The organism is Kineosporiaceae bacterium SCSIO 59966 (assembly GCA_020881835.1).
In the GTDB taxonomy this organism is placed as follows: Bacteria; Actinomycetota; Actinomycetes; order Actinomycetales; family SCSIO-59966; genus SCSIO-59966.
Genome location: CP052876.1, coordinates 1,393,827 through 1,415,347, shown reverse-complemented (window position 1 = coordinate 1,415,347; position 21,521 = coordinate 1,393,827). Strand labels below are relative to the sequence as shown.

The following is a 21,521-nucleotide window of genomic DNA, read 5'->3' as shown; positions in this document are numbered from 1 at the left end:
GCGGGACGCGCCGGCTGCCGCCGGCCGGCGTCCCGCAGCCCGTCCGTGGGGGTTCTCAGGCCAGCTCGGGCTTGCCGAACAGCTCCGCGTAGGTGCTCGGCAGCTGCGAGAGCACCTGGTTGAGCTCACCGCCGCTGATGGCGTCGGCGACCGTGGTGAGCACCGCGCTGGCGTCCCACCGCGCCGTCTCCTCGGTCGCGTCGAGGCGTTGCGCCAGTCGGCGGAGGAACTCCTCGACGCCGTACCCCTCTGCGCTGTCGGCAGCGCTCAGCAGGGAGTCCTGGAGTTCCGCCGGGAGCTGGGACGCCAGGTCCTTGGCCTCACCGCCGGCGAGCCGCTCCCCGAGCAGGTCGAGCACCGTGCGGGTGACCCGCTCCGCCTCCGCCTGGTCGGCGTAGCTGCCTCGGTCGCGCACCTGGGCCAGGAACTCGTCGTACCGCATGACTTGCTCCCTGATCTCGTCGGTGTCCGGTTGACCCACTACCTGCCGGCAGCGCCGGTGCGAACGACGCGACGCGCCTCCGCGTTCCTGGGTAGCACGCCCGTGCAGGGCGTGCAAACGCCCGCCAGGGGCTCTGCACGGCTCAGCTCGCCGTGCGACCGGAGCGCCGTACCGGGGACCCGCCGGCCGTCACGGCACACGCAAGGCCGCTACGGGGTCGCGCCACGCGGCGGTCACCGCGGGAAGTGCCGCAGCCAGCACCATCGCGGCGACGGTCAGCAGCGCCACGGCAACGGGATACTGCCACCCGGGCCCCGACCCGGACAGCGCCACGACGGCCACCGAGCCTCCGACCGCGCCCAGCAGTGCGCCCGGGACGGCCGCGAGGAGGACGTGCAGGACGACCACGCCGGTGAGCTGGACCCTGGTGGCTCCGAGAGCGCGTCGACGACCGAAGTCCCGCCGACGGCCCTGGAGGCCGGCGAAGATGGTCAAGGTCGCCAGGAGCAGGCCGGCCGCGAGCGTCTGGAGCACTGTGGCGCGTCCGGTTCCCCCGAGCTCGCCCTGGACAGCAGCGCGAACCAGGGCGAGGTCCTGCGCCACCTCGACTCGTGCCGCAGCGTTGTCACCGTCACCAAGGACTGCCTGCACCGCTTCCGCAGTGACGAGCACGTCCTCCGGGTTCCGGACCTGCACGTGGATTCGCCGCAGCGGACCGGTCCATGACGGCTCGACGATGAGCACGAGCTCTCGCAGCGACGACAACGGCGGGGAGGCTGTGAACGTGCCGACGACGGGCAGCTGGACCCCACTGGTCAGGTCGACGGCACCTGAGGAGTCGACCAGGCCCAGCCGGTCGCGGCTCGCGTCGCCGACGACCGCCTGGGGGCGGAAGCCGGAGTCCGGGGGCAGCCGCAGGGCCGGCGAGGAGCCGACCACGTACCGAGCTGGAACCGGTTCGGCACCTGGTAGGCCGGACGGGCGAACGTCTTCTACCGGACCCAGCCCCACCACCCACGCCACAGTGCTCATCGACTCGAGGCGTCGCACCGTTACGGCGTCGAGTCCGGCGCCACCCTCGTCGTCCACCACCTGGATCACGGTCACGTCGGCGTCGTCGATCCTCTCGAGGACGGCGCGCTCGGCGCTCACCACGCGTCCCGCGGTCGCCAGGGTCGTCACCACCACGCCGGCGCTGATGAGCCCGATGGCGAGGCTGAGAACACGCTGGCTCGTGGCGATCCGCGCCGCGGCGCCGAGCAGCCGGACCAGCCCGGCACCGGACGGCTCAGGAGAGATCGAAGCGCGAGTCACACGCACGGATCACCCTGTCGTCATGCGTGGCGACAGCAACGGCGACACCACGATCGGCTTCGGCTCTCAGCTGGTGCATCACGGCCCGCGCCGACTCCTCGTCGAGATTGCCCGTCGGCTCGTCGGCGAGGATGACCGCAGGCTCGGGCAGCAGTGCCCGGCAGACTGCAACCCGCTGTGCCTGGCCACCCGAGATCTGCACAGGTCGGCGCCGGGTGTCCACCTGGACACCGAGGTCAGCCAACAGCGCCCGGGCACGGTCTGACGCCTGACGCCGTGACGCTCCGCTGTAGTCCGTGCTCTCGATCACGTTGTCGAGGACCGAGCGGCTGGCGTCCAGCGCGGCGTCTTGGAACACGAAGCCGATCAGCCGTCCGCGGATCCGCGACCGAGCTCGGTCCGGGAGCCTGGCGACGTCCGTACCGCCCACGACCACCTGCCCTCCGGTCGGCCGCAGCAACAGGCCGGCGATGAACAGGAGCGTCGACTTGCCCCGGCCGGACGGTCCGGTGATGGCCGTGATCCGACCCTCGGGAATGTCCAGGTCGATGTCCCGGAGAACCGGCGGACTGGAACCGTACGTGAAGTCCACCCCGCGCAGCGCGATCACTCCGGCCTCCCTGGTAGGACGACCTCTGTGCCCGCATCCACGCCGTCCACCACGGCCAGTCCGTTCGCCGTGGCGACGACCTCGACATCGATCTCGGTCCCGTCGATGGTGCGCACGAACCGTCGGCCGTCCGCACCGGTACGGACGGCGGCGACCGGCACCGCAGGCCCCGTGGACTCCGGCACGAGAAGGATCTCTGCGCGCCAGGTGCTCGCGGTGTCCCGCGGCACCTGGTCGCACGATCCGGCGCAGACGCCGGACCCGTCCGCTCCGACCAGACGCAGGCCCTGTCCGCCGTCCTCGGTCTCAACCACGTCAGCGGTCCGCGCCTGCCAAGTCTGCCCGTCCCCGGCTGTGACGGCAACCGCCGTCGACGGCGGGATGAGAGCGCTCTGCTCGTCGGTGACCGGGACGACGAAGTCGGGCGTGGGTGCCAGGACCTCGGCCAACAGGTCACCGGGTGCCACCGGTTGGGCGACGCTGGCCGCAATCCGCACCCGAGCCGGCAGCTCCGGAACAAAGACCAGCGCCCCGTACGGCACGACACCGGTAGCTTCCTGGCCCAGTGCCCGCTGCCACGCCCGGACCGCCTGCTCGGTCCCATCGGAGAACTCCCCCTCCTCGTCGTCGACATCGAAACCAGCCCCGTCCAGGAACTCCTGGAGCTGCTGGACGTCCGGCCCGCGCACCCCTCGCTGCAGGTCTCGGAAGGCGGGGACCTCTCCGGCCACCACCACGACGGGGAGGAGATCGAGCTGGAGCAGGACGTCCCCCGAGTCGGCGACGTCGTCGACCGTCCCCGCGCCGGTGACGACACCGGGTCGGACCGCCAGCACGGTCCTCACCGGTCGCCACCGCGCCGTCGCGGAGAGAGTCAGTGACCGACCGACCGTCTCCACTTCCACCGGGACCGTCACGGGTTGCGCGGCGACCAGCGGATCCCTGGGCGGCTGCAGAGCCGTGCGACCTGCCCACCACCCCAGGCCGAGCAACGCGACAGCCGCCGTCACCACCACGACGCCGTGCAGGACTCGGCGGTTCCTCGGGGTCACAGGTCCTCGAGCTGGGGCTGAGGACATGCCCCCTCAACGGCCGCCAGGTTCTCCACGTTCGCGTACGGGGACCACGGCGCGGGCCCGCCCTGAAGGCTTTGCCGATACTGCTGGGCGTACAGCTCCAAGGACGGCGGAGGTTCTACGGTGATTCCCTGCTCCTTCAGGCACTGCACCGCCTTCAGGTTCAAGGCATAGAGGCCTTCGATCTCCTGCTCCGTGGGCGGGGCTGGAGTCGGGAAGTCACCCACTCGCTCCTTGCACACCGCTTCGCTCGCCTGAAACGCCTTCTCCTTGCCTTGAGACACATCCACCTCGAAGCCGTCCTCGGTTGAGGTTACCGTCCAGCCCTGCTCCTGCAGACAGGACATGAAGCGGTCGAGATGCTCCATGGCACTCTGGTGCTCCGCGGCTCGGTCAGGCTGCTGCGAAGCGGTGGTCGTCGCACGAGGCTCAGCGGAGGCACTGTTCGTAGACAACCCCCTACCTGGCGGGGTGGTGCCACACGCAGTCAGTGCGACCAGCAACGCGAGCGGCAGGGCTATGGCGCCGTAACCACGTCCGAACTGGCACATCAGTTGCGGCAGTATGCGTACGTACCGCCGTTGTCCATCCCGCCCGGGCCGTTGTTGTAGGCTCGCCAGTACCCGCCAGGCCCGGTGTTCTCGCGGACGTACCAACCATCACCGTAGTAGTACGTATAGGAGGAATCGCCTGGGCCGCGGAGGCCCAGGTACCCGTAAGCCCTCGCCCGGGCAGTCTCCGTCTGGAAGATCTCTGGACAGTACAGCGTTCCACTTTCCTCCACCGCCCATGCAGGGCTCGAGGTGGAGGTCACAGCTGCAGCTGTGACAAGCGCGATGAGCGGCTTTCGCATCGTAGACCCCCGACGCCAACCTCTTGGGGAGGTAACCCCCTCCTCGGACTCGAAGAGTGCTCAGAACGCTACTCGGGAAGGCTTCGCCCGACAAGAGACGGCCCTCACTTCCTCATTGTCCCATTGTCTCCACCGCACCGTCCCTTCCGAGAACCCGACACGCGCGTAGCCGCGAGACACCGGGGTAGTCCGGTGGAGCAGGCCCTTTGCGCGGCTCAACCCGCCGTGCGACCGGAGCGCCGCACCGGAGTTCCCCGTGCCCTCCGCTTCGTTGACGCCTCCCTCGCCGGCGGGTGGGCCGTCGCCGGACCGGCTGGTACCCGACCGCTCGGTACCCGATCACCCAGGACCGGGGCGAGGAACTGGCCCGTGTAGCTAGCCGGGTCGGCCGCGACGTCCTCGGGAGTTCCCTCGGCGACCACCGTGCCGCCGCCGGAGCCTCCCTCGGGGCCCATGTCGACGATCCAGTCCGCGTTCTTGATCACATCGAGGTTGTGCTCGATGACGATGACCGTGTTGCCCTTGTCGACCAGGCCCTGCAGCACCGCGAGCAGCTTGCGGATGTCCTCGAAGTGCAGTCCGGTCGTCGGCTCGTCGAGCACGTAGACGGTTCGGCCGGTGGAGCGCTTCTGCAGCTCGCTGGCGAGCTTGACCCGCTGCGCCTCGCCGCCGGACAGGGTCGGCGCGGGCTGGCCGAGCCGCACGTAACCGAGTCCGACGTCCACGAGGGTGCGCAGGTGCCGGGCGATCGCCGGCACCGCGGCGAAGAACTCCGCGGCCTCCTCGATCGGCATGTCGAGGACCTCGGCGATCGTCCTGCCCTTGAAGTGCACCTCCAGCGTCTCCCGGTTGTACCGGGCACCGTGGCACACCTCGCAGGGCACGTAGACGTCCGGCAGGAAGTTCATCTCGATCTTGATCGTGCCGTCGCCCTGGCAGGCCTCGCAGCGGCCCCCCTTGACGTTGAACGAGAACCGGCCGGGCATGTACCCGCGGACCTTCGCCTCGGTGGTCTCGGCGAACAACCGGCGGACATGGTCGAAGACGCCGGTGTACGTCGCCGGGTTGGACCGGGGGGTGCGCCCGATCGGGCTCTGGTCGACGTGCACGACCTTGTCGAGCTGGTCCAGGCCACGGACCGTCTTGTGCCGGCCGGGCACCTGCCGGGCGCCGTTGAGCTGGTTGGCCAGCACCTTGTAGAGGACGTCGTTGACGAGCGTGGACTTGCCCGACCCGGAGACCCCGGTCACGGCGACGAACGTGCCGAGCGGAAAGGTGACGTCGATCCCGCGCAGGTTGTTCTCCCGGGCCCCGACGACGGTCAGCTCACGCCCGGGTGAACGGGGACGCCGCTGGGCGGGCAGCGGGATCTCCCGGCGTCCGGAGAGGTACTGGCCGGTCATCGAGTCCGGGTGGTCGAGCAGCCCGTCGACCGGCCCGGAGTGCACGACCTGGCCGCCGTGCTCCCCGGCACCGGGGCCGATGTCGACGACCCAGTCCGCCGTGCGGATGGTGTCCTCGTCGTGCTCGACGACGATGAGGGTGTTGCCGAGGTCCCGCAACCGGGTCAGCGTCTCGATGAGCCGCCGGTTGTCCCGCTGGTGCAGGCCGATGCTCGGCTCGTCGAGCACGTACAGGACGCCGACCAGACCCGAGCCGATCTGGGTGGCCAGGCGGATGCGCTGGGCCTCCCCGCCGGACAGCGTGCCCGCGGCCCGGTCCAGGGAGAGGTAGTCGAGCCCGACGTCGAGGAGGAACCCGAGCCGGGCACTGATCTCCTTGAGCACCCGCTCGGCGATCTGCCTCTCCCGCGCCGACAGCTCCAGGTCGCCGAGGAAGCGGGCGGCCTCCGCGATCGGCAGCGCCGCGGCCTGCGCGATCGACCTGCCGCCGACCCGGACCGCGAGCACCTCGGGCTTGAGCCGGGCGCCGCCGCACGCCGGGCACGGCACCTCGCGCATGTAGCCCTCGTACCGTTCCCGGGACCAGTCGGACTCGGTCTCGGCGTGCCGGCGCTTGATGAACGGCACGACGCCCTCGAACCCGGTCGTGTACGAGCGCTCGCGGCCGAACCGGTTGCGGTACCGGACGTGCACCTTGTAGTCCTGGCCGTGCAGCAGGGCCTGGGTGGCGCGCTTGGGCAGCGCCCGCCACGGGGTGTCCATGGTGAACCCGAGCTGGTCGGCCAGCCCGGACATCAACCGCGTGTAGTAGTCCCCCGACCCCGACCCGCTGCCCCACGGGGCGATGGCGCCCTCGGCCAGGGACAGGTCGGGGTCCGGGACGACGAGGTCGGGGTCGACCTCGAGACGGGTGCCGATGCCGTGGCACTCGGGGCAGGCACCGTAGGGCGCGTTGAACGAGAACGACCGGGGCTCGATCTCGTCGAGCGCCAGCGGGTGGTCGTTGGGGCACGCCATCCGCTCGGAGAACCGGCGCTCCCGCCCCGGGTCGTCGGTGGCGGCGTCGACGAGCTCGGCGACGAGCAGGCCGCCGGACAGGCCGAGCGCGGTCTCCACCGAGTCGGTCAGCCGGCGCTTGGCCGACGGCTTGACGACGAGCCGGTCCACGACGACGTCGATGGTGTGCTTGAGGTTCTTCTCCAGCGCCGGCGGCTCGGCCAGCGAGACGACCTCGCCGTCCACCCGGGCCCGGGCAAAACCCTTGCCCTGCAGCTCGCGGAACAGGTCGGCGTACTCGCCCTTGCGGCCGCGGACCACCGGGGCCAGCACCTGGAACCGGGTGCCCTCGGGCAGCTCGAGCAGCCGGTCGACGATCTGCTGCGGGGTCTGCCGGCCGATCGGCTCGTCGCAGACCGGGCAGTGCGGCCGTCCGACCCGGGCCCACAGCAGCCGCAGGTAGTCGTAGACCTCGGTGATCGTGCCGACGGTGGAGCGCGGGTTGCGGCTGGTGGACTTCTGGTCGATGGACACCGCCGGTGACAGGCCCTCGATGAAGTCGACGTCCGGCTTGTCCATCTGGCCGAGGAACTGGCGGGCGTAGGCGGACAGTGACTCCACGTAGCGCCGCTGCCCCTCGGCGAAGATCGTGTCGAAGGCCAGCGACGACTTGCCCGAGCCGGACAGCCCCGTGAACACGATGAGCGCGTCACGGGGCAGGTCGAGGGACACGTCCTTGAGGTTGTGCTCGCGCGCACCCCGGACGATCAGCCGGTCAGCCACTCGCCCCATGGTAGGTGGCGCGGGCTACCGTGCCCGCCATGGACCTGTCCCGGCTCGACGACCCCGCCACCTACGACGAGGCGGTCGGGCTGCTGGCCGCTCTCACCGACGACCTGCTCGACGACGTCCGCACCCTGGACGCCGCCGGCCTGGCCGCGCCGTCCCTGCTGCCCGGCTGGACCCGGGCGCACGTCCTCGCGCACGTGGCCCGCAACGCCGACGCCCTGGTCAACCTGCTCACCTGGGCCCGGACCGGGCAGGCCCGGCCGATGTACGCCGACCGCGAGCAGCGGGACGCCGAGATCGAGGCCGGCACCCGGCTCGCCCCGGCCGACCTCGAGGCGGACGTCGAGTCCAGCGCCGAGCGGTTCCTCGCCGCGGCGGCCGAGCTGCCGGTGGACCGCCGGGACGTCGAGGTCCGGCCCGGACCGGCGGCCCAGGGGCACCCGATACCGGCGGCGGACGTGCTGTGGAACCGGATCCGCGAGGTCGCCTACCACCACGTCGACCTCGGCACCGGGCGACGGTTCGCCGACCTCCCCGGGCCCGTGGTGGCCCGGGGGCTGGTGGAGGCGGTGCAGCGGACCGGGGTGGACCCCCGGGCGGTCGGGGTCCACGGCGACCCGGCCGCCCTGCTCGGCTGGCTGACCGGCCGTGAGGACGGCGCGGCCCTGACCTCCCCAGGCCCGCTGCCCCCCGTCCCGAGCTGGGGCTGACTCAGCACTCCGGGAAGTCGGTGGTCCACCCCGGCCCCTGGCTGCCGGCGGCGTACTCCTCCAGCGGCACCTCACCGGCCTCCCACGCCTCGAGCACCGGGGTGACGATCCGCCAGAGCTCCTCGGCGACGTCCCCGCGGACCGACAGCAACGGGTCGGCGTCCAGGACGCCGGCGAGCACCTCCCCGTAGGCGGGCAGCTCCGGGGCGCCGAACTCGGTGCTGAGCTCGACCCGCTCCAGCTCGCGCGGGTCCCCGGGGCCGTTGACGTCGAGCTCGAGGTGCAGGCAGTCCGGGCCGAACCCGATCCGCAGCCGGGCCGGGGTCGAGGTCCCGTGCAGGCCGGTCGGCAGGTGCGGCACCGGCTTGAACGTGATGACGGCCTCCTTGCGCGGGTTGCCGAGGGCCTTGCCGGAGCGCAGCCGGAAGGGCACGCCCTTCCACCGCCAGTTGTCGATGAAGCAGGTGACCTCGGCGAGGGTCTCGGTGCCGCGGGCGGGGTCGACGCCGGGCTCGTCGACGTAGGCGGGCAGGTCGCGGTCCCCGACCCGGCCGGCGGTGTAGCGGGCTCGCCGGCTGTGCCGGGTGACGTCCTCCCCGGCCCGGGTCGCCCGCAGCACCTCCGCCTTGCGGTCCCGGACGTCACGGGCCTGCATCGTGGCCGGCGGGTCCATGGCGAGCACGGCGAGGACCTGCAGCAGGTGGCTCTGCACCATGTCCCGCAGGGCCCCGGCGCCGTCGTAGTAGCGCGCCCGGTCCTCCAGGGCCAGGGACTCGTCGTAGACGATGTCCACCCGGTCGATGTGGGTGGCGTTCCACAGCGGCTCGAACAGCCGGTTGGCGAACCGGAACCCCAGGACGTTGAGCACCGTGTGCTTGCCGAGGAAGTGGTCGACCCGGTGCACCTGGTCCTCCGGCACGATGCGGGCGACGAGGTCGTTGAGGCGCCGGGCCGAGGCACTGTCGGTGCCGAACGGCTTCTCCAGCACCAGCCGGGTACCGGGTGGGACGCCGATCTCCAGCAGGGCCTCGCACGCCCGTTCGGTGACCGCCGGTGGCAGGGCGAAGTAGATCGCCACGGGCTGCTCGCACAGCGCGAGCAGCCCGCGCAGGTCCTCGGCGCGGGTGACGTCGGCCTGCCGGTACACCGACTCCCGCTCGAGCCGGCGCAGCGTCGCCGCGCCGGGGGCGTCCGGCGGGGCGGCCGTCCGCTCCTGCGGCGCGACCTCGATGCTCGGGGCGGCCGCGAAGGACTCCCGCAGCCGGGCCCGCCAGCGGTCGTCGTCCCAGTCGTCGACCCCGGAGCCGACGAGCTGGACGTCGTGCGCCCGTCCGCTGGCCAGCAGCCGGGCCAGGCCCGGCAGCAGGAGCCGGCCGGCGAGGTCCCCGCTGGCGCCCAGGACCAGCAGGCTGCGGACGGGTTCGGCGTGCGGGGCCCTCGCCCCGGGTCGGTGGTCGCGGACGTCGGCGTCGGTCTCGGAGATCGCGGTCACCCGCTCAGCCTGCCGCGGCGGCGCTCTGGACGCACGGGCAGGATGGGGGGATGGCTCTGCGGATCGAGGACTACGCGTTCATCGGCGACGGCCACACCGGCGCCCTGGTGGGGATCGACGGCAGCATCGACTGGCTGTGCCTGCCGCGGTTCGACAGCCCGTCGGTGTTCGCGGCGCTGCTCGGTGACAGCGGGCACGGCCGCTGGCTGCTGTCCCCCGTCGGCGACGACGTCTCGGCGTCCCGGCGCTACGTCGGGGCCTCCTTCGTGCTGGAGACCACCTGGCGGACGCCGGACGGCGTCGTCCGGGTGGTGGACGCCATGCCGGTCGCTGACGGACGCGCCGACGTCGTCCGCAGCGTCGAGGGCCTCGAGGGCGAGGTGACGCTGCGCAACGAGCTCGTCCTGCGGTTCGGCTACGGCCGGTACCTGCCCTGGGTGCGCCGGGTGGAGGACGACGGGCACGGCGAGGGGCTGCTCGCCACCGCCGGCCCGGACGCCGTGCTGCTGCGGGGCGGGCCGCTGCCCTCGCGCGCCGACCACCGGCACGTCGGCGAGGTCACCGTTCGCGCCGGCGAGCGGGTCGACTACGTGCTGACGTGGTTCCCGTCCCACCGGCCGGCGCCGGAGCGCTTGGACCCGGTGTCCCGGGTCGAGGAGACGGTGCGGCGCTGGGAGGAGTGGGCCGCCCAGAGCAGCTGCGAGGGGCCGTACGAGGAGGCGGTAACCCGGTCCCTGCTGGTGCTGCGGGGCCTCACCCACGCGGACACCGGCGGCATCGTCGCGGCCGCGACGACCTCGCTGCCGGAGGAGCTCGGCGGGCAGCGGAACTGGGACTACCGGTACTCGTGGCTGCGGGACGCCGCGCTGACGATCGAGGCGTTGCTGTCGCACGGCTACCACGACGAGGTGTGCCAGTGGCGGGACTGGCTGCTGCGGGCGATCGCCGGCTCCCCGGAGCAGGTGCAGATCATGTACGGCATCGCCGGGGAGCGGGAGCTCGCCGAGGCCGAGCTCGACTGGCTGCCGGGCTACGAGTCCTCCCGCCCGGTGCGGGTCGGCAACGGCGCCTACGACCAGTACCAGGCCGACGTCCTCGGGGAGGTCATGGTGGCCCTCGACCGGGCCCGCCGGGAGGGGCTCACCGAGAGCGAGTTCTCCTGGCCGCTGCAGCGCGAGCTGCTGCGGTACGTCGGTGAGCGCTGGGAGGACCCGGACCACGGGATCTGGGAGATCCGCGGCCCGCTGCGGCACTTCACCCACTCCCAGGTGATGGTCTGGGCCGCCCTCGACCGGGGGGTTCGCGCCGTCCGGGAGCACGGGCTGGACGGCGACGCCGAGCGCTGGGAGGATCTGCGCGAGCGGGTCCGGGACCGGATCGAGACGGAGGGCTTCGACCGGCAGCGCGGCACCTACACCCAGTACTACGGGGGGAAGACCGTCGACGCGTCGCTGCTGCAGCTGCCCCAGGTCGGGTTCTGCCGCCCGGACGACGACCGGATGCTCGGCACGGTCGCGGCCATCGAGGAGGACCTCATGGTCGACGGGCTGCTGCTGCGGTACCGGACCGAGACCGGCGTGGACGGGCTGCCACCAGGGGAGAACCCGTTCCTGGCCTGCTCGTTCTGGCTGGTCGAGCAGTACGCGCTCAGCGGCCGGATCGAGGACGCCCGGGCGCTGATGGATCGGCTGCTGGGGCTGCGCAACGACCTGGGCCTGCTGTCCGAGGAGTACGCCCCCGCGCTCGGCCGCCAGCTCGGCAACGTGCCGCAGGCGCTGTCGCACCTGGCCCTGGTGCGGGCCGCGGACGCCCTCGACCAGGCGGGCCGGCACACGATGCAGCGGTGAGCGCGCTGGTCTAGCGTCGGGGCCATGCCCGCGGACGAGGTCATCGAGACGGGTTCGCTGACGATCCGGCGGACCAGCGTGTCGGAGATGGACAACAACTGCTACCTGCTGACGTGCCGCAGCACCGGCGAGCAGCTGCTCGTCGACGCCGCGGACGATGCCGAGGCGCTGCTGGCGCTGGTCCGGGAGGGCTCCCCGACCGGACGGCTCGACACCGTGGTCACCACGCACGGGCACTGGGACCACCACCGGGCCCTCGCCGAGGTCGTCGCCGCGACGGGCGCACGCACCGCCGCCGGCGAGGACGACGCCCCGGACCTGCCGGTGCCGGTGGACGTCCTGCTCCGGCACGGGGACGTCGTCCGGGTCGGGGAGGTGGACCTGGACGTCATCCACCTGCGTGGGCACACCCCGGGATCGGTCGCTCTGGTGCACCGGGGCCGGGACGGGTCCACGCACCTGTTCAGCGGGGACAGCCTGTTCCCGGGCGGGGTCGGGAACACCGGCGGTGACGCCGTCCGGTTCACCTCGCTGATGGACGACGTCGAGCGGCGGGTGTTCGACGTCCTGCCTGACGACACCGTCGTCCACCCGGGGCACGGGGCGGCGACCACGCTCGGCACCGAGCGGCCGCACCTGAGCGAGTGGCGCGAGCGGGGCTGGTGAGACTGCCGCTCACCCCTCGTCGGGCGGCTCCCCGCCGACGTTCTCGGGGGCCAGCTCGTCCCGCTGCCGGGCCGGCGCCTCGGCATCGACCGCCCGGGTACGGGCCAGGCTGGCGACGGTGGCGACCGCCAGCGTGGCGAGGATGACGCCCAGGGACAGCCAGATCGGCACCTCGGGGACGGAGCGCACGGGCTGCCCGCCGTTGATGAACGGCAGCGTGTTCTCGTGCAGGGCCTGCAGCATGAGCTTCACGCCGATGAAGCCCAGGATCACCGCCAGCCCCTTGGACAGGTAGACCAGCCGGTCGAGCAGCCCGCCGAGCAGGAAGTACAGCTGCCGCAGACCCATGAGCGCGAACACGTTCGCCGTGAACACGATGAACGGATCCTGGGTGAGCCCGAAGATCGCCGGGATCGAGTCGAGCGCGAACAGCAGGTCGGTGGTGGCGATCGCGACGAGGACGACGACCATCGGCGTGAACAGGCGCCGCCCGTCGACGACGGTTCGGATCTTGGCGCCGTCGTACTCCGAGTGCATCGGCAGCACCGTGCGAAGCCGCCGGATCACGACGTTCTCCTGGAACTCGTCCTCCTCCGCCTCGGAGTGCCGGGCGAGGGTGACCGCGGTGTAGATGAGGAAGCCGCCGAAGATCCAGAACAGCCACGCGAACTGGTTGATGGCGGCGGCGCCGACGAGGATGAAGATCCCGCGCAGCACCAGCGCCATGATGATGCCGATCATCAGCACCTGCTGCTGGTTGCGCCGGGGCACGGCGAACCTCGCCATGATGATCACGAAGACGAAGAGGTTGTCGACCGACAGGCTGTACTCGGTGAGCCAGCCTGCGTAGAACTCGCCGGCGGCCTGGCCGCCGCCGAACGCCAGCATCACCAGGCCGAAGAGCAGGGCCAGGACGACGTACACGCTCACCCACACGGTGGACTCCCGCATGGACGGCTCGTGCGGCCGCCGGGCGACGATCAGCAGGTCGGCGAGCAGCAGCAGACTGATCCCGGCGAAGGTGGCGACCTCGAACCAGACGGGCAGGGTCACCGGCTCAGCGGTCCCGGGCCGGCGGCTTCGGGGCGTCTTCGTGCTCGCCGCCGAGCACCCGCCCGGCGTGGGCCCGCTCCTCGGGGTGGCTGCGGACCCGCAGCAGGCTCGCCACGGTGGTGACGGCCAGGACGCCGAGGATGACGACGAGGGAGACCTCCGTCGGCACGTGCGGAATCGCCTCGTTCACGTCCTCGTGCAGGAACGTGAGGATGAGCTTGACGCCGATGAAGCCGAGGATGACGGACAGGCCGGTCGACAGGTAGACGAGCCGGTCGAGCAGCCCGTGGATGAGGAAGTACAGGGCGCGCAGGCCGAGCAGGGCGAACGCGTTGGCGGCGAACACGATGAACGGGTCCTGGGTGATGCCGAACACCGCCGGGATGGAGTCCAGGGCGAACAGCACGTCGGTGCTGGCGATCGCCACGAACACGATGAACAGCGGCGTGATCACACGACGCCCGTTCTGCCGCACGACGAGCTTGGTGCCCTGGTAGTCGTCGGTCGCCGGAAGGTGGTTCTGCACCCACCGCAGCACGGGGTTGTCCCCCGCCTCGGGGTCCTCGTCGCGGTTCCGGTACAGCTGGACCGCGGTGTAGATGAGGAACAGACCGAAGATCACGAACACCCAGGAGAAGGCGCTGAGGGCCGCCGCGCCGAGGGCGATGAAGATGACGCGCAGCACGAGGGCTGCGGCGATGCCGAACAGCAGGACCCGCTGCTGCAGCACGTCCGGCACCGAGAACTTCGCCATGATGATCACGAAGACGAAGAGGTTGTCGACCGACAGGCTCTTCTCGACGACGTAGCCGGTGAAGTACTCGGTGCCCTGCTGCGACCCCGCGACGACCCAGAAGAAGATCCCGAAGAGAATGGCGACGGCGATGTAGAACGTCGACCAGATCGCCGCCTCCCGCATGCCGACGTGGTGCGGACGCCGTGCAGCGACGACGAAGTCGAGGACGAGCAGGGCGATGACGACGGCGACGGTGGACAGCCACCAGGTCATGGACATCAGGACATCGGTCTCCGGAGCTCGGTCGGGCACGCGGCGCCGCGCGCGGACAGCAACCGGAGGTCTCTCCCGCCCATGGGACGGACCGTGCCCCCGGGCGCCGTGGCAGACACCGGGATGACGAGGGCACTGCGATGGGGATACTCCCCTCCGAGTGCTGCCACTCTACCCGAGATGCCGGGATGCGCCCCTCGGGCCGCTCACCGTCAGGCGTGACCAGCCCGCTGCATGCCCCGCAGCTCCTTCTTGAGGTCGGCGATCTCGTCCCGCAGTCGCGCGGCCAGCTCGAACTGCAGCTCGCCTGCGGCGGTGTGCATCTGGTCGGTGAGCTGGCCGATGAGGTCCGCCAGGTCCGCGGCGGGCAGCTCGGCGAGCCGCGCCGGCCGGTCGCCGCCGCGCCGGGAGCTCATTCCCGGCACGGGAGTCTTGCCGCGGGACTGCTGACGCCCCGCGCCGCCGAGCAGGGCCGCGGTGTCCACGTCCTCCCGGGCGAGCAGGTCGGTGATGTCGGCGATCCGCTTGCGCAGGGGGGTGGGGTCGATCCCGTGCTCGCGGTTGTAGGCGATCTGCTTCTCCCGGCGCCGGTTCGTCTCGTCGATCGCGAACTGCATCGACGGCGTCACGGTGTCGGCGTACATGTGCACCTGCCCGGAGACGTTGCGGGCGGCCCGGCCGATGGTCTGGATCAGGGAACGCTCCGAGCGCAGGAAGCCCTCCTTGTCGGCGTCCAGGATGCTGACCAGCGACACCTCGGGCAGATCGAGTCCCTCGCGCAGCAGGTTGATCCCGACCAGGACGTCGTACTCCCCCGTCCGCAGCTCGCGCAGCAGCTCGACCCGGCGCAGCGTGTCGACCTCGGAGTGCAGGTACCGGACCCGGACGCCCTGGTCGAGCAGGTAGTCGGTGAGGTCCTCGGCCATCTTCTTCGTGAGCGTCGTGACGAGCACCCGCTCGTCCTTGTCGGCGCGGGTCCGGATCTCGTGCAGCAGGTCGTCGATCTGACCCTTCGTCGGCTTGAGGACGATCTGCGGGTCGATGAGGCCGGTCGGCCGGATGATCTGCTCCACCACGCCGTTCCCGCGGGACAGCTCGTACGGCCCGGGGGTCGCGGACAGGTACACGGTCTGCCCGGTCCGCTCGAGGAACTCCTCCCACTTCAACGGCCGGTTGTCCATCGCGCTCGGCAGCCGGAAGCCGTGCTCGACGAGGGTCCGCTTGCGCGACATGTCCCCCTCGTACATGGCACCGATCTGCGGCACGGTGACGTGCGACTCGTCGATGACGAGCAGGAAGTCGTCCGGGAAGTAGTCGAGCAGGGTGTTGGGCGCCGTCCCGGGGCCGCGGCCGTCGATGTGCCGGGAGTAGTTCTCGATCCCGGAGCAGGAGCCGACCTGCCGCATCATCTCGATGTCGTACGTGGTCCGCATCCGCAGCCGCTGGGCCTCGAGCAGCTTGCCCTGCCGCTCAAGCTCGGCGAGCCGCTGCTCGAGCTCGGCCTCGATGCCGGCGATGGCGCGTTCCATCCGCTCGGGGCCGGCGACGTAGTGCGAGGCGGGGAACACGTACATCTCCTGCTCCTCACGCACCACCTCCCCGGTCAGCGGGTTCAGGGTGTACAGCCGGTCCACCTCGTCGCCGAAGAACTCGATCCGGACGGCGAGCTCCTCGTACACCGGGATGATCTCCACGGTGTCACCGCGGACGCGGAACGTGCCACGGGTGAACGCGAGGTCGTTGCGGGTGTACTGCATCTGCACGAAGCGGCGGAGCAGCTCGTCGCGGTCCACCTCCTGCCCGACGTGCAGGCGCGCCATCCGGTCGACGTACTCCTGGGGGGTGCCCAGGCCGTAGATGCAGGAGACCGAGGCGACCACGACGACGTCCCGGCGGGTCAGCAGCGAGTTCGTCGCGGAGTGCCGCAGCCGCTCCACCTCGTCGTTGATCGAGGAGTCCTTCTCGATGTAGGTGTCCGTCTGCGGGACGTAGGCCTCCGGCTGGTAGTAGTCGTAGTAGGAGACGAAGTACTCGACCGCGTTGTGCGGCAGGAGCTCCCGGAACTCGTTCGCCAGCTGGGCCGCGAGCGTCTTGTTCGGCGCCATGACGAGGGTGGGCCGCTGGACCTTCTCGATCAGCCACGCCGTGGTCGCGGACTTGCCGGTGCCGGTCGCGCCCAGCAGCACGACGTCCTGCTCCCCGGCCTGGATCCGGCGGGTGAGCTCGGCGATCGCGGCGGGCTGGTCCCCGGACGGCTGGAACTCCGAGACGACGGTGAAGGGTGCCACCCGTCGCTGCAGGTCGGTGCTGGGGCGCATGGGTCAACGGTAAGCCGCCGCACCGGGGAGCCGCGCCAGCAGCACCCGCGCCGGCAGTCCGGGGTCCGCCGAGGCGTGCACCCCCTCGGCCACCGGGGGGAACCCTGCCGCGCGAAGGGCCGCGGCGAGCGCCGCGTCGTCCGGTGAGCCCGCGGCCACGCCGCCGCGGACCACGACGGTCAGCGGGGCGGCGGCGTCCACCCGGACCTCCGCGTCCGGCAGCACCGCTCGCACCGCGTGCGCGACCCGGGCCGCCACCCGGGCACCGGCTCCCGCGTCCGGCCGTTGGCCCGTCCCGCCGTCGGCCCACCCGGGCGCCGGGCGTCCGAGGCGGACGTTCTCCTCGTACGGCACCAGCCGTGCGCGCCACAGGTCGTCCACCGCCGCAGCGAGGTCGGCCGGCGTCCCGGAGTTGTCCAGCCACACGTCCGCGGCCGCCCGGCGCTCGTCGTCACTCGCCTGGGCCCGCACCCGTGACCACGCGTCCTCGGCGGTCATCCCCCGGTGCGCCACCAGCCGGCGCACCCGCTCGGCAGCGGGAGCGTGCACGACGACGACGAGGTGGTAGCCGGCGCCCATCCCCTTCTCGACGAGCAGCGGGACGTCGTGGACGACGACGGCGTCCGCGGGCGCCGCCGCCACCTGTTGTGCGGTGAGGGCGGCGATCCGGGGGTGGGTGATGCGCTCGAGGGCGGCCCGGCGGTCGGCGTCGGCGAAGACCACCCGCGCCAGGGCCGCTCGGTCGAGCCCGCCGTCGCCGTCCAGCACCTCGGGGCCGAACTCGGCGACCACCGCCGCCAGCCCCTCGGACCCGGGCGCGAGGACCTCCCGGGCCAGGGCGTCGGCGTCCACGACGACGGCACCCAGCTCGCTGAGCCGTCGGGCGACGGAGGACTTGCCGGCCCCGGTCCCCCCGGTCAGTCCCACTCGCAGCACGCCGGCCAGGGTAGGCCCGGCGGCTCAGCGGACGCCGCGGGGCCGGAGCTGGACGCTGATCCGCGGCCCGACCGGTGACGCCGTCTTGGGGACCGCGTGCTCCCAGGTCCGCTGGCACGACCCGCCCATGACGAGCAGGTCCCCGTGGCCGAGGGCGAAGCCGTGGGTGGCGCCACCGCCCCCGGTGGGGCGCAGCAGCAGCCGCCGCGGCGCCCCGAAGGAGATGATGGCCACCACCGTGTCGCTGGTGCGGCCGCGGCCGATCCGGTCCCCGTGCCAGGCCACGCTGTCCCGGCCGTCGCGGTAGTAGCACAGGCCGGCGGTGCGCAGCGGCTCCCCCAGCTCGGCGGCGTAGTGCGCCGACAGCCGGTCCCGCGCCTCGGCCAGCACCGGGGCCGGCAGCGCGGCGCCCTCGCCGTACCAGCACAGCAGCCGCGGCACCTCGACGACCCGGTCGTACATCCGGCGCTGCTCCTCCCGCCACGGCACACCAGTGACGAGGTCCACGAACACGTCGTCGGAGCCGGACACCCAGCCGGGCAGGACGTCGACCCAGGCACCACGCCCGAGCTCGGTGCGGCGCAGGGCGCGCAGGTCACCGAGCGCGGGCCCCTCCGAGCTGGCGAGGCCGTCGAGCAACGAGGTCTGCAGCAGGGCCGGCATGACGTGAGCGTACGCCACAGTCGAACATGCGTTCTAGAGCCGGGTGGCGGGATTGCATGATCACCAGCGTAAGAGGTTTCACGTCAAGGTCTTGGGTCGTGTTGATCTTGTTGGTGGTGTGTGGGGTCCCCGCCGGGGGGGTGGCCGGGGTCGGGTTCCTCGTCTCTACGTAGCTGGCAAGTGGGCTTGGGGTCCCAACAGCGTTCAAGCGAGCTTGTGAGGTTCCCTGGCGGCCTGGCGGGGCTGCTCATGGTGATCATCGAGGTGGAAGGGTTTCCCCTCTACGAAGGTGCGAGCTCGCCCCGCCGGGGTCGGCGGGTGTGCTGGTCAGGCGGCCATGGGGGCCTCGGTGGTGGGGCCGGCGGCGATCCGGGGGTCCCAGCGCTGCCCGGTGGTGGTGACGGCGTAGATCCAGCGCAGCAGGGTCGTGGCGCAGGCCACGTGGGCCTGTGCGCGGGTGAGCCGGTTGTGCTGGCGGCTGGTCAGGTGGGCGTGGCGGGCGGCCAGGACCGGGTTGTGCCGGATCACCGTCCAGGTGGCACGCCAGGCGGCCAGCCGCAGCCCGGGGCGGCCGCGTTTGGAGGTGCGGGTGCGGCCGCGGAAGGTGGCCGAGGTGTTCTCCACCGGGTTCAGCCCGGCGTGCTTGACCAGGGACCGTGCGCTGTCGAAGCGGGTCGGGTCACCGGCCTCGGCGAGGATCTGCGCGGCAGCCGGCAGGGACAGCCCGGGGATCGAGGCCAGCGGGTCACTCAGGCCCAGGGCGTCCACGGCGGTGAGCATCTCCTGCTCGACGGTCTGCTGCTGGGCGCGGGCGGCGCGCAGGTCATCCACCGCCCAGGCGGCGCGTTTGAGCGCCCCGGCGCGCTGGCGGGCCACCGCGCCGGTGGTGTCGTTGAGGGCGGCGAACACGCCCTCGACGATCCGGCGGCGGATCTTGCGCCCACCCCAACGAGGCAGCTCACGGCGCACCGCGTCGGTGAACCGGGCCAGGCCCATCCGCCGCAGCCGGGCCGGGTCACCGTTGCAGCGGTCCAGCACCACCGCCACCGACGCCTGCCAGGTCATCGACTCGAACGGCTTGCTCGCCGCCGTCAGGACCGTGGGCCAGCCCACCGCGAGCAGGTCACGCAGCTGCAGCACCGCCCGGGTCGACCGGGTGATCAGCTCACCACGACGGCGACCGAGGTGCCGCAGCACCGCCCACTGCTCCTCCACACGTTCGGGGACGTAGCAGCGCAGCTCACCGGCCAACCGGGCGATCAGCACCGCATCCTTGTAGTCGGACTTGTCCCGGGTGTAGTCCTCCTCCTCCCGGGCCCGGGCCGCGGCCAGCGGCTGCACACACACCACCAGCAGGTCCCGCTCGAAGGCGGCGTCCTGCACCGCCATCCACCGTGACCCGGTCGGCTCACACGCCAACGTCACCGCCGTGAACCCGGCCCGCGCAGCCTGCTGCACCGCCCAGTCCAGGACCGGCCCCAGCTCCCACGCCTTGCCCTTGAACACCCGCCGGGCCAGCACCCGGCAGTCCCGGTCAGTGACCACCACCATCTGGGTGTCCTCCCCCAGATCAACCCCCACCACCGCAGCCGACGCCGGCACCGCCGCACGCAGCCGGGCCCGCCGCTCGTTACGCCGCCGATCACCCCGAGTCAAACCCGTACCATTACCCATGGACGTCCTCCTGTTCATCGCGTTGGGACACCAAGCCCGAGACGTGTACACAGGAGGACGTTCTATGCGAACCCCCTCCCAGAACGCCATTACTACGAAGGGGTTGAGCGCGGGCAGCCCGGGGTGGCGGGATTGCATGATCACCAAGGGGGTTGGGCGCGGGGCCGTGGAGCGTGGCAGCATGCCGGCGTGGAGGTCGGCGCGGAGGTCGGCGTGGAGGTCGGCGACGTGGTGACCGCGGCGCAGGCGGATGCCGTGGCCGGCCATGTCGCCAGCGCCCTGCACGCCGCCGGAGTGCGCCGCGGGGACCGGGTCGCGCTCGTCGTCCCCGGGTCGCCCGCCCTGGTCGCCGTGGCCCTCGCGGCGCTACGGGCCGGGGTCGTGCCGGTGGTGCTCGACCCCGGGACGCCGGCGGACGAGCTGGCCGAGGTGCTGGCGGACGCCGACCCGGCCCTCGTCGTCCGGGACGGGGACGACCTGGCCGGGCTCGTCCGCGCCGGCGAGCACCCGGCCGTGCCGTCGACCGCGTCGCCCCTTCCGCTGTCCCCCGTCCCCCTCGCCCGCCCGATGCACTACACCTCCGGGACCACCGGCCGGCGCAAGGGCGTGTGGAGCGGGCTCCTGACGCAGGACGACGCCCGGCGGCTGTGGGGCGAGGAGATCGAGCAGTGGGGGCTCGGCCCGGCCGACGTGCACCTGGTCGTCTCCCCGCTGCACCACTCGGCGCCGCTGCGGTTCGCCCTCGCCACGCTGTACGCCGGAGGGTCGGTGGTGGTCCCCGGCCGGTTCACCGTGGACGGCTTCCTGCAGGCGTGCCGGCAGCACCGGCCCACCACCCTGTTCACCGCGCCCGCCCAGCTGCAACGGCTGCACGAGCGCGCCGTCACCGACCCCGGCCCGGTGCGCGAGGCGCTGCGCGGCTTCCGGCTCGTCGCGCACGCCGGGGCCCCGTGCCCGGACCCGGTGCGGCGCTGGCTGATCGACGTCGTCGGCACCGAGCCGGTGTGGGAGTTCTACGGTGCCACCGAGGGTCAGTTCACCGCCTGCCCGGCGGCGCAGTGGCTGGAGCGACCGGGCACCGTGGGGCGGGCCCGCGCCGGACGGACCCTGTCGGTCGACGCGGACGGCACCATCTGGTGCGCGGTGCCGCCCTGGGCCCGGTTCAGCTACTGGGGCGACCCCGAGCGGACGGCGCAGGCGTGGCGGCACACCCCGGCTGGTCCCGCGTTCACGGTCGGGGACCACGGCCGCCTGGACGCCGACGGGTTCCTCTACCTCACCGGACGACGGGAGGATCTCGTCATCACCGGCGGGGTCAACGTCTACCCGCTCGAGGTGGAGCGGGTGCTGTCCCGGTGTCCCGGCGTCCGGGAGGTGGTCGTCGTCGGCGTGCCGGACGAGCGGTGGGGTCAGCGGCTGGAGGCGGTCGTCGTCCCGACGGACCGGTCCCCCGCCACGGCCGGCGACGTGACGGCGTTCGCCCGTGAGCACCTGCCCCCCGCGCGACGTCCCAAGGACGTCCACGTCCTCGACGAGCGGGACCTGCCCCGGACCTCCAGCGGGAAGGTCCGCCGTCTGGAGCTCGCGGACCGGCTGACCGGTGCGGCGCCGCCGCCCCGGTGACCGAGCCGGGACGGTGACAGAGCCCGAGACGGCGACGGGGCCCGGCA

The 21,521-nt window shown here is 72.3% G+C and carries 17 protein-coding genes; 4 read left to right on the top strand and 13 right to left on the bottom strand.

Translation table 11 applies throughout. The annotated features are described in order from the left end of the window. Positions 1-55 precede the first annotated feature (55 nt). The 6 genes from HJG43_06655 to uvrA form a co-directional block, all read right to left on the bottom strand. Positions 56-442, bottom strand: coding sequence for a DUF2267 domain-containing protein (locus HJG43_06655; GenBank protein UER54276.1), 387 nt, complete (start codon positions 440-442; stop codon positions 56-58). 189 nt (positions 443-631) lie between these two features. Beyond that, positions 632-1,756 carry a hypothetical protein gene (locus tag HJG43_06650; GenBank protein UER54275.1) on the bottom strand — a complete coding sequence of 375 codons (1,125 nt, stop codon included), beginning with the start codon at positions 1,754-1,756 and terminating at the stop codon, positions 632-634. Next, complete coding sequence (locus tag HJG43_06645; GenBank protein ID UER54274.1) at positions 1,731-2,366, bottom strand: ATP-binding cassette domain-containing protein; 636 nt, start codon at positions 2,364-2,366, stop codon at positions 1,731-1,733. Before HJG43_06645 ends, HJG43_06650 begins: the two co-directional genes overlap by 26 nt. Further along, complete coding sequence (locus HJG43_06640) at positions 2,363-3,211, bottom strand: peptidoglycan-binding protein (protein ID UER54273.1); 849 nt, start codon at positions 3,209-3,211, stop codon at positions 2,363-2,365. Before HJG43_06640 ends, HJG43_06645 begins: the two co-directional genes overlap by 4 nt. A 203-nt stretch (positions 3,212-3,414) precedes the next feature. After that, on the bottom strand, positions 3,415-3,810 hold the full coding sequence (locus tag HJG43_06635; protein ID UER54272.1) for a hypothetical protein: 396 nt from the start codon (positions 3,808-3,810) through the stop codon (positions 3,415-3,417). A 700-nt stretch (positions 3,811-4,510) separates the two neighbouring features. Next, entirely contained in the window at positions 4,511-7,486 is a 2,976-nt protein-coding gene (gene uvrA / locus HJG43_06630) for an excinuclease ABC subunit UvrA (protein UER54271.1), read from the bottom strand. Positions 7,487-7,515: 29 nt separating this feature from the next. Here uvrA and HJG43_06625 point away from each other — a divergent pair, with 29 nt between their 5' ends. Next, positions 7,516-8,193 (top strand): maleylpyruvate isomerase family mycothiol-dependent enzyme, encoded by a 678-nt coding sequence (locus HJG43_06625; GenBank protein UER54270.1) that lies wholly within the window; start codon positions 7,516-7,518, stop codon positions 8,191-8,193. Position 8,194: 1 nt separating this feature from the next. Here HJG43_06625 and HJG43_06620 read toward each other — a convergent pair whose 3' ends face one another. After that, entirely contained in the window at positions 8,195-9,676 is a 1,482-nt protein-coding gene (locus HJG43_06620; GenBank protein ID UER55777.1) for a glucose-6-phosphate dehydrogenase, read from the bottom strand. A gap of 59 nt (positions 9,677-9,735) precedes the next feature. Between HJG43_06620 and HJG43_06615 the strand changes: the two genes are divergently transcribed. Both HJG43_06615 and HJG43_06610 read left to right on the top strand, forming a co-directional pair. Continuing rightward, positions 9,736-11,532 carry a glycoside hydrolase family 15 protein gene (locus tag HJG43_06615; protein ID UER54269.1) on the top strand — a complete coding sequence of 599 codons (1,797 nt, stop codon included), beginning with the start codon at positions 9,736-9,738 and terminating at the stop codon, positions 11,530-11,532. Between the two features lie 24 nt (positions 11,533-11,556). After that, positions 11,557-12,198, top strand: a complete 642-nt coding sequence (locus tag HJG43_06610) for an MBL fold metallo-hydrolase (GenBank protein UER54268.1) — start codon at positions 11,557-11,559, stop codon at positions 12,196-12,198. A 9-nt stretch (positions 12,199-12,207) separates the two neighbouring features. Here HJG43_06610 and HJG43_06605 read toward each other — a convergent pair whose 3' ends face one another. The 6 genes from HJG43_06605 to HJG43_06580 form a co-directional block, all read right to left on the bottom strand. Further along, on the bottom strand, positions 12,208-13,251 hold the full coding sequence (locus tag HJG43_06605) for a TerC family protein (GenBank protein ID UER54267.1): 1,044 nt from the start codon (positions 13,249-13,251) through the stop codon (positions 12,208-12,210). 4 nt (positions 13,252-13,255) lie between these two features. Then, positions 13,256-14,266 (bottom strand): TerC family protein, encoded by a 1,011-nt coding sequence (locus HJG43_06600; GenBank protein UER54266.1) that lies wholly within the window; start codon positions 14,264-14,266, stop codon positions 13,256-13,258. Positions 14,267-14,472: 206 nt separating this feature from the next. Beyond that, positions 14,473-16,578 (bottom strand): excinuclease ABC subunit UvrB, encoded by a 2,106-nt coding sequence (uvrB, locus tag HJG43_06595; protein UER54265.1) that lies wholly within the window; start codon positions 16,576-16,578, stop codon positions 14,473-14,475. Between the two features lie 3 nt (positions 16,579-16,581). Next, positions 16,582-17,514 carry a dephospho-CoA kinase gene (locus tag HJG43_06590; protein UER54264.1) on the bottom strand — a complete coding sequence of 311 codons (933 nt, stop codon included), beginning with the start codon at positions 17,512-17,514 and terminating at the stop codon, positions 16,582-16,584. Positions 17,515-17,538: 24 nt separating this feature from the next. Further along, complete coding sequence (locus tag HJG43_06585) at positions 17,539-18,177, bottom strand: alpha-ketoglutarate-dependent dioxygenase AlkB (protein ID UER54263.1); 639 nt, start codon at positions 18,175-18,177, stop codon at positions 17,539-17,541. Between the two features lie 327 nt (positions 18,178-18,504). Beyond that, positions 18,505-19,851, bottom strand: coding sequence for an IS110 family transposase (locus HJG43_06580; protein UER54262.1), 1,347 nt, complete (start codon positions 19,849-19,851; stop codon positions 18,505-18,507). A 228-nt stretch (positions 19,852-20,079) separates the two neighbouring features. On the opposite strand from HJG43_06580, the gene HJG43_06575 reads away from it, so the two are divergent. Then, positions 20,080-21,474, top strand: a complete 1,395-nt coding sequence (locus tag HJG43_06575) for an AMP-binding protein (GenBank protein ID UER55776.1) — start codon at positions 20,080-20,082, stop codon at positions 21,472-21,474. Positions 21,475-21,521: the final 47 nt, after the last annotated feature.

Bases quoted from the DNA above. Each gene is read 5' to 3' on its own strand.
- HJG43_06615 (UER54269.1), top strand. From the start codon at position 9,736: ATGGCTCTGCGGATCGAGGACTACGCGTTCATCGGCGACGGCCACACC.
- HJG43_06655 (UER54276.1), bottom strand. From the start codon at position 442: ATGCGGTACGACGAGTTCCTGGCCCAGGTGCGCGACCGAGGCAGCTAC.
- HJG43_06600 (UER54266.1), bottom strand. From the start codon at position 14,266: ATGTCCATGACCTGGTGGCTGTCCACCGTCGCCGTCGTCATCGCCCTG.
- uvrB (UER54265.1), bottom strand. From the start codon at position 16,578: ATGCGCCCCAGCACCGACCTGCAGCGACGGGTGGCACCCTTCACCGTC.
- HJG43_06580 (UER54262.1), bottom strand. From the start codon at position 19,851: ATGGGTAATGGTACGGGTTTGACTCGGGGTGATCGGCGGCGTAACGAG.
- HJG43_06635 (UER54272.1), bottom strand. From the start codon at position 3,810: ATGGAGCATCTCGACCGCTTCATGTCCTGTCTGCAGGAGCAGGGCTGG.
- HJG43_06585 (UER54263.1), bottom strand. From the start codon at position 18,177: ATGCCGGCCCTGCTGCAGACCTCGTTGCTCGACGGCCTCGCCAGCTCG.
- HJG43_06625 (UER54270.1), top strand. From the start codon at position 7,516: ATGGACCTGTCCCGGCTCGACGACCCCGCCACCTACGACGAGGCGGTC.
- uvrA (UER54271.1), bottom strand. From the start codon at position 7,486: ATGGGGCGAGTGGCTGACCGGCTGATCGTCCGGGGTGCGCGCGAGCAC.
- HJG43_06610 (UER54268.1), top strand. From the start codon at position 11,557: ATGCCCGCGGACGAGGTCATCGAGACGGGTTCGCTGACGATCCGGCGG.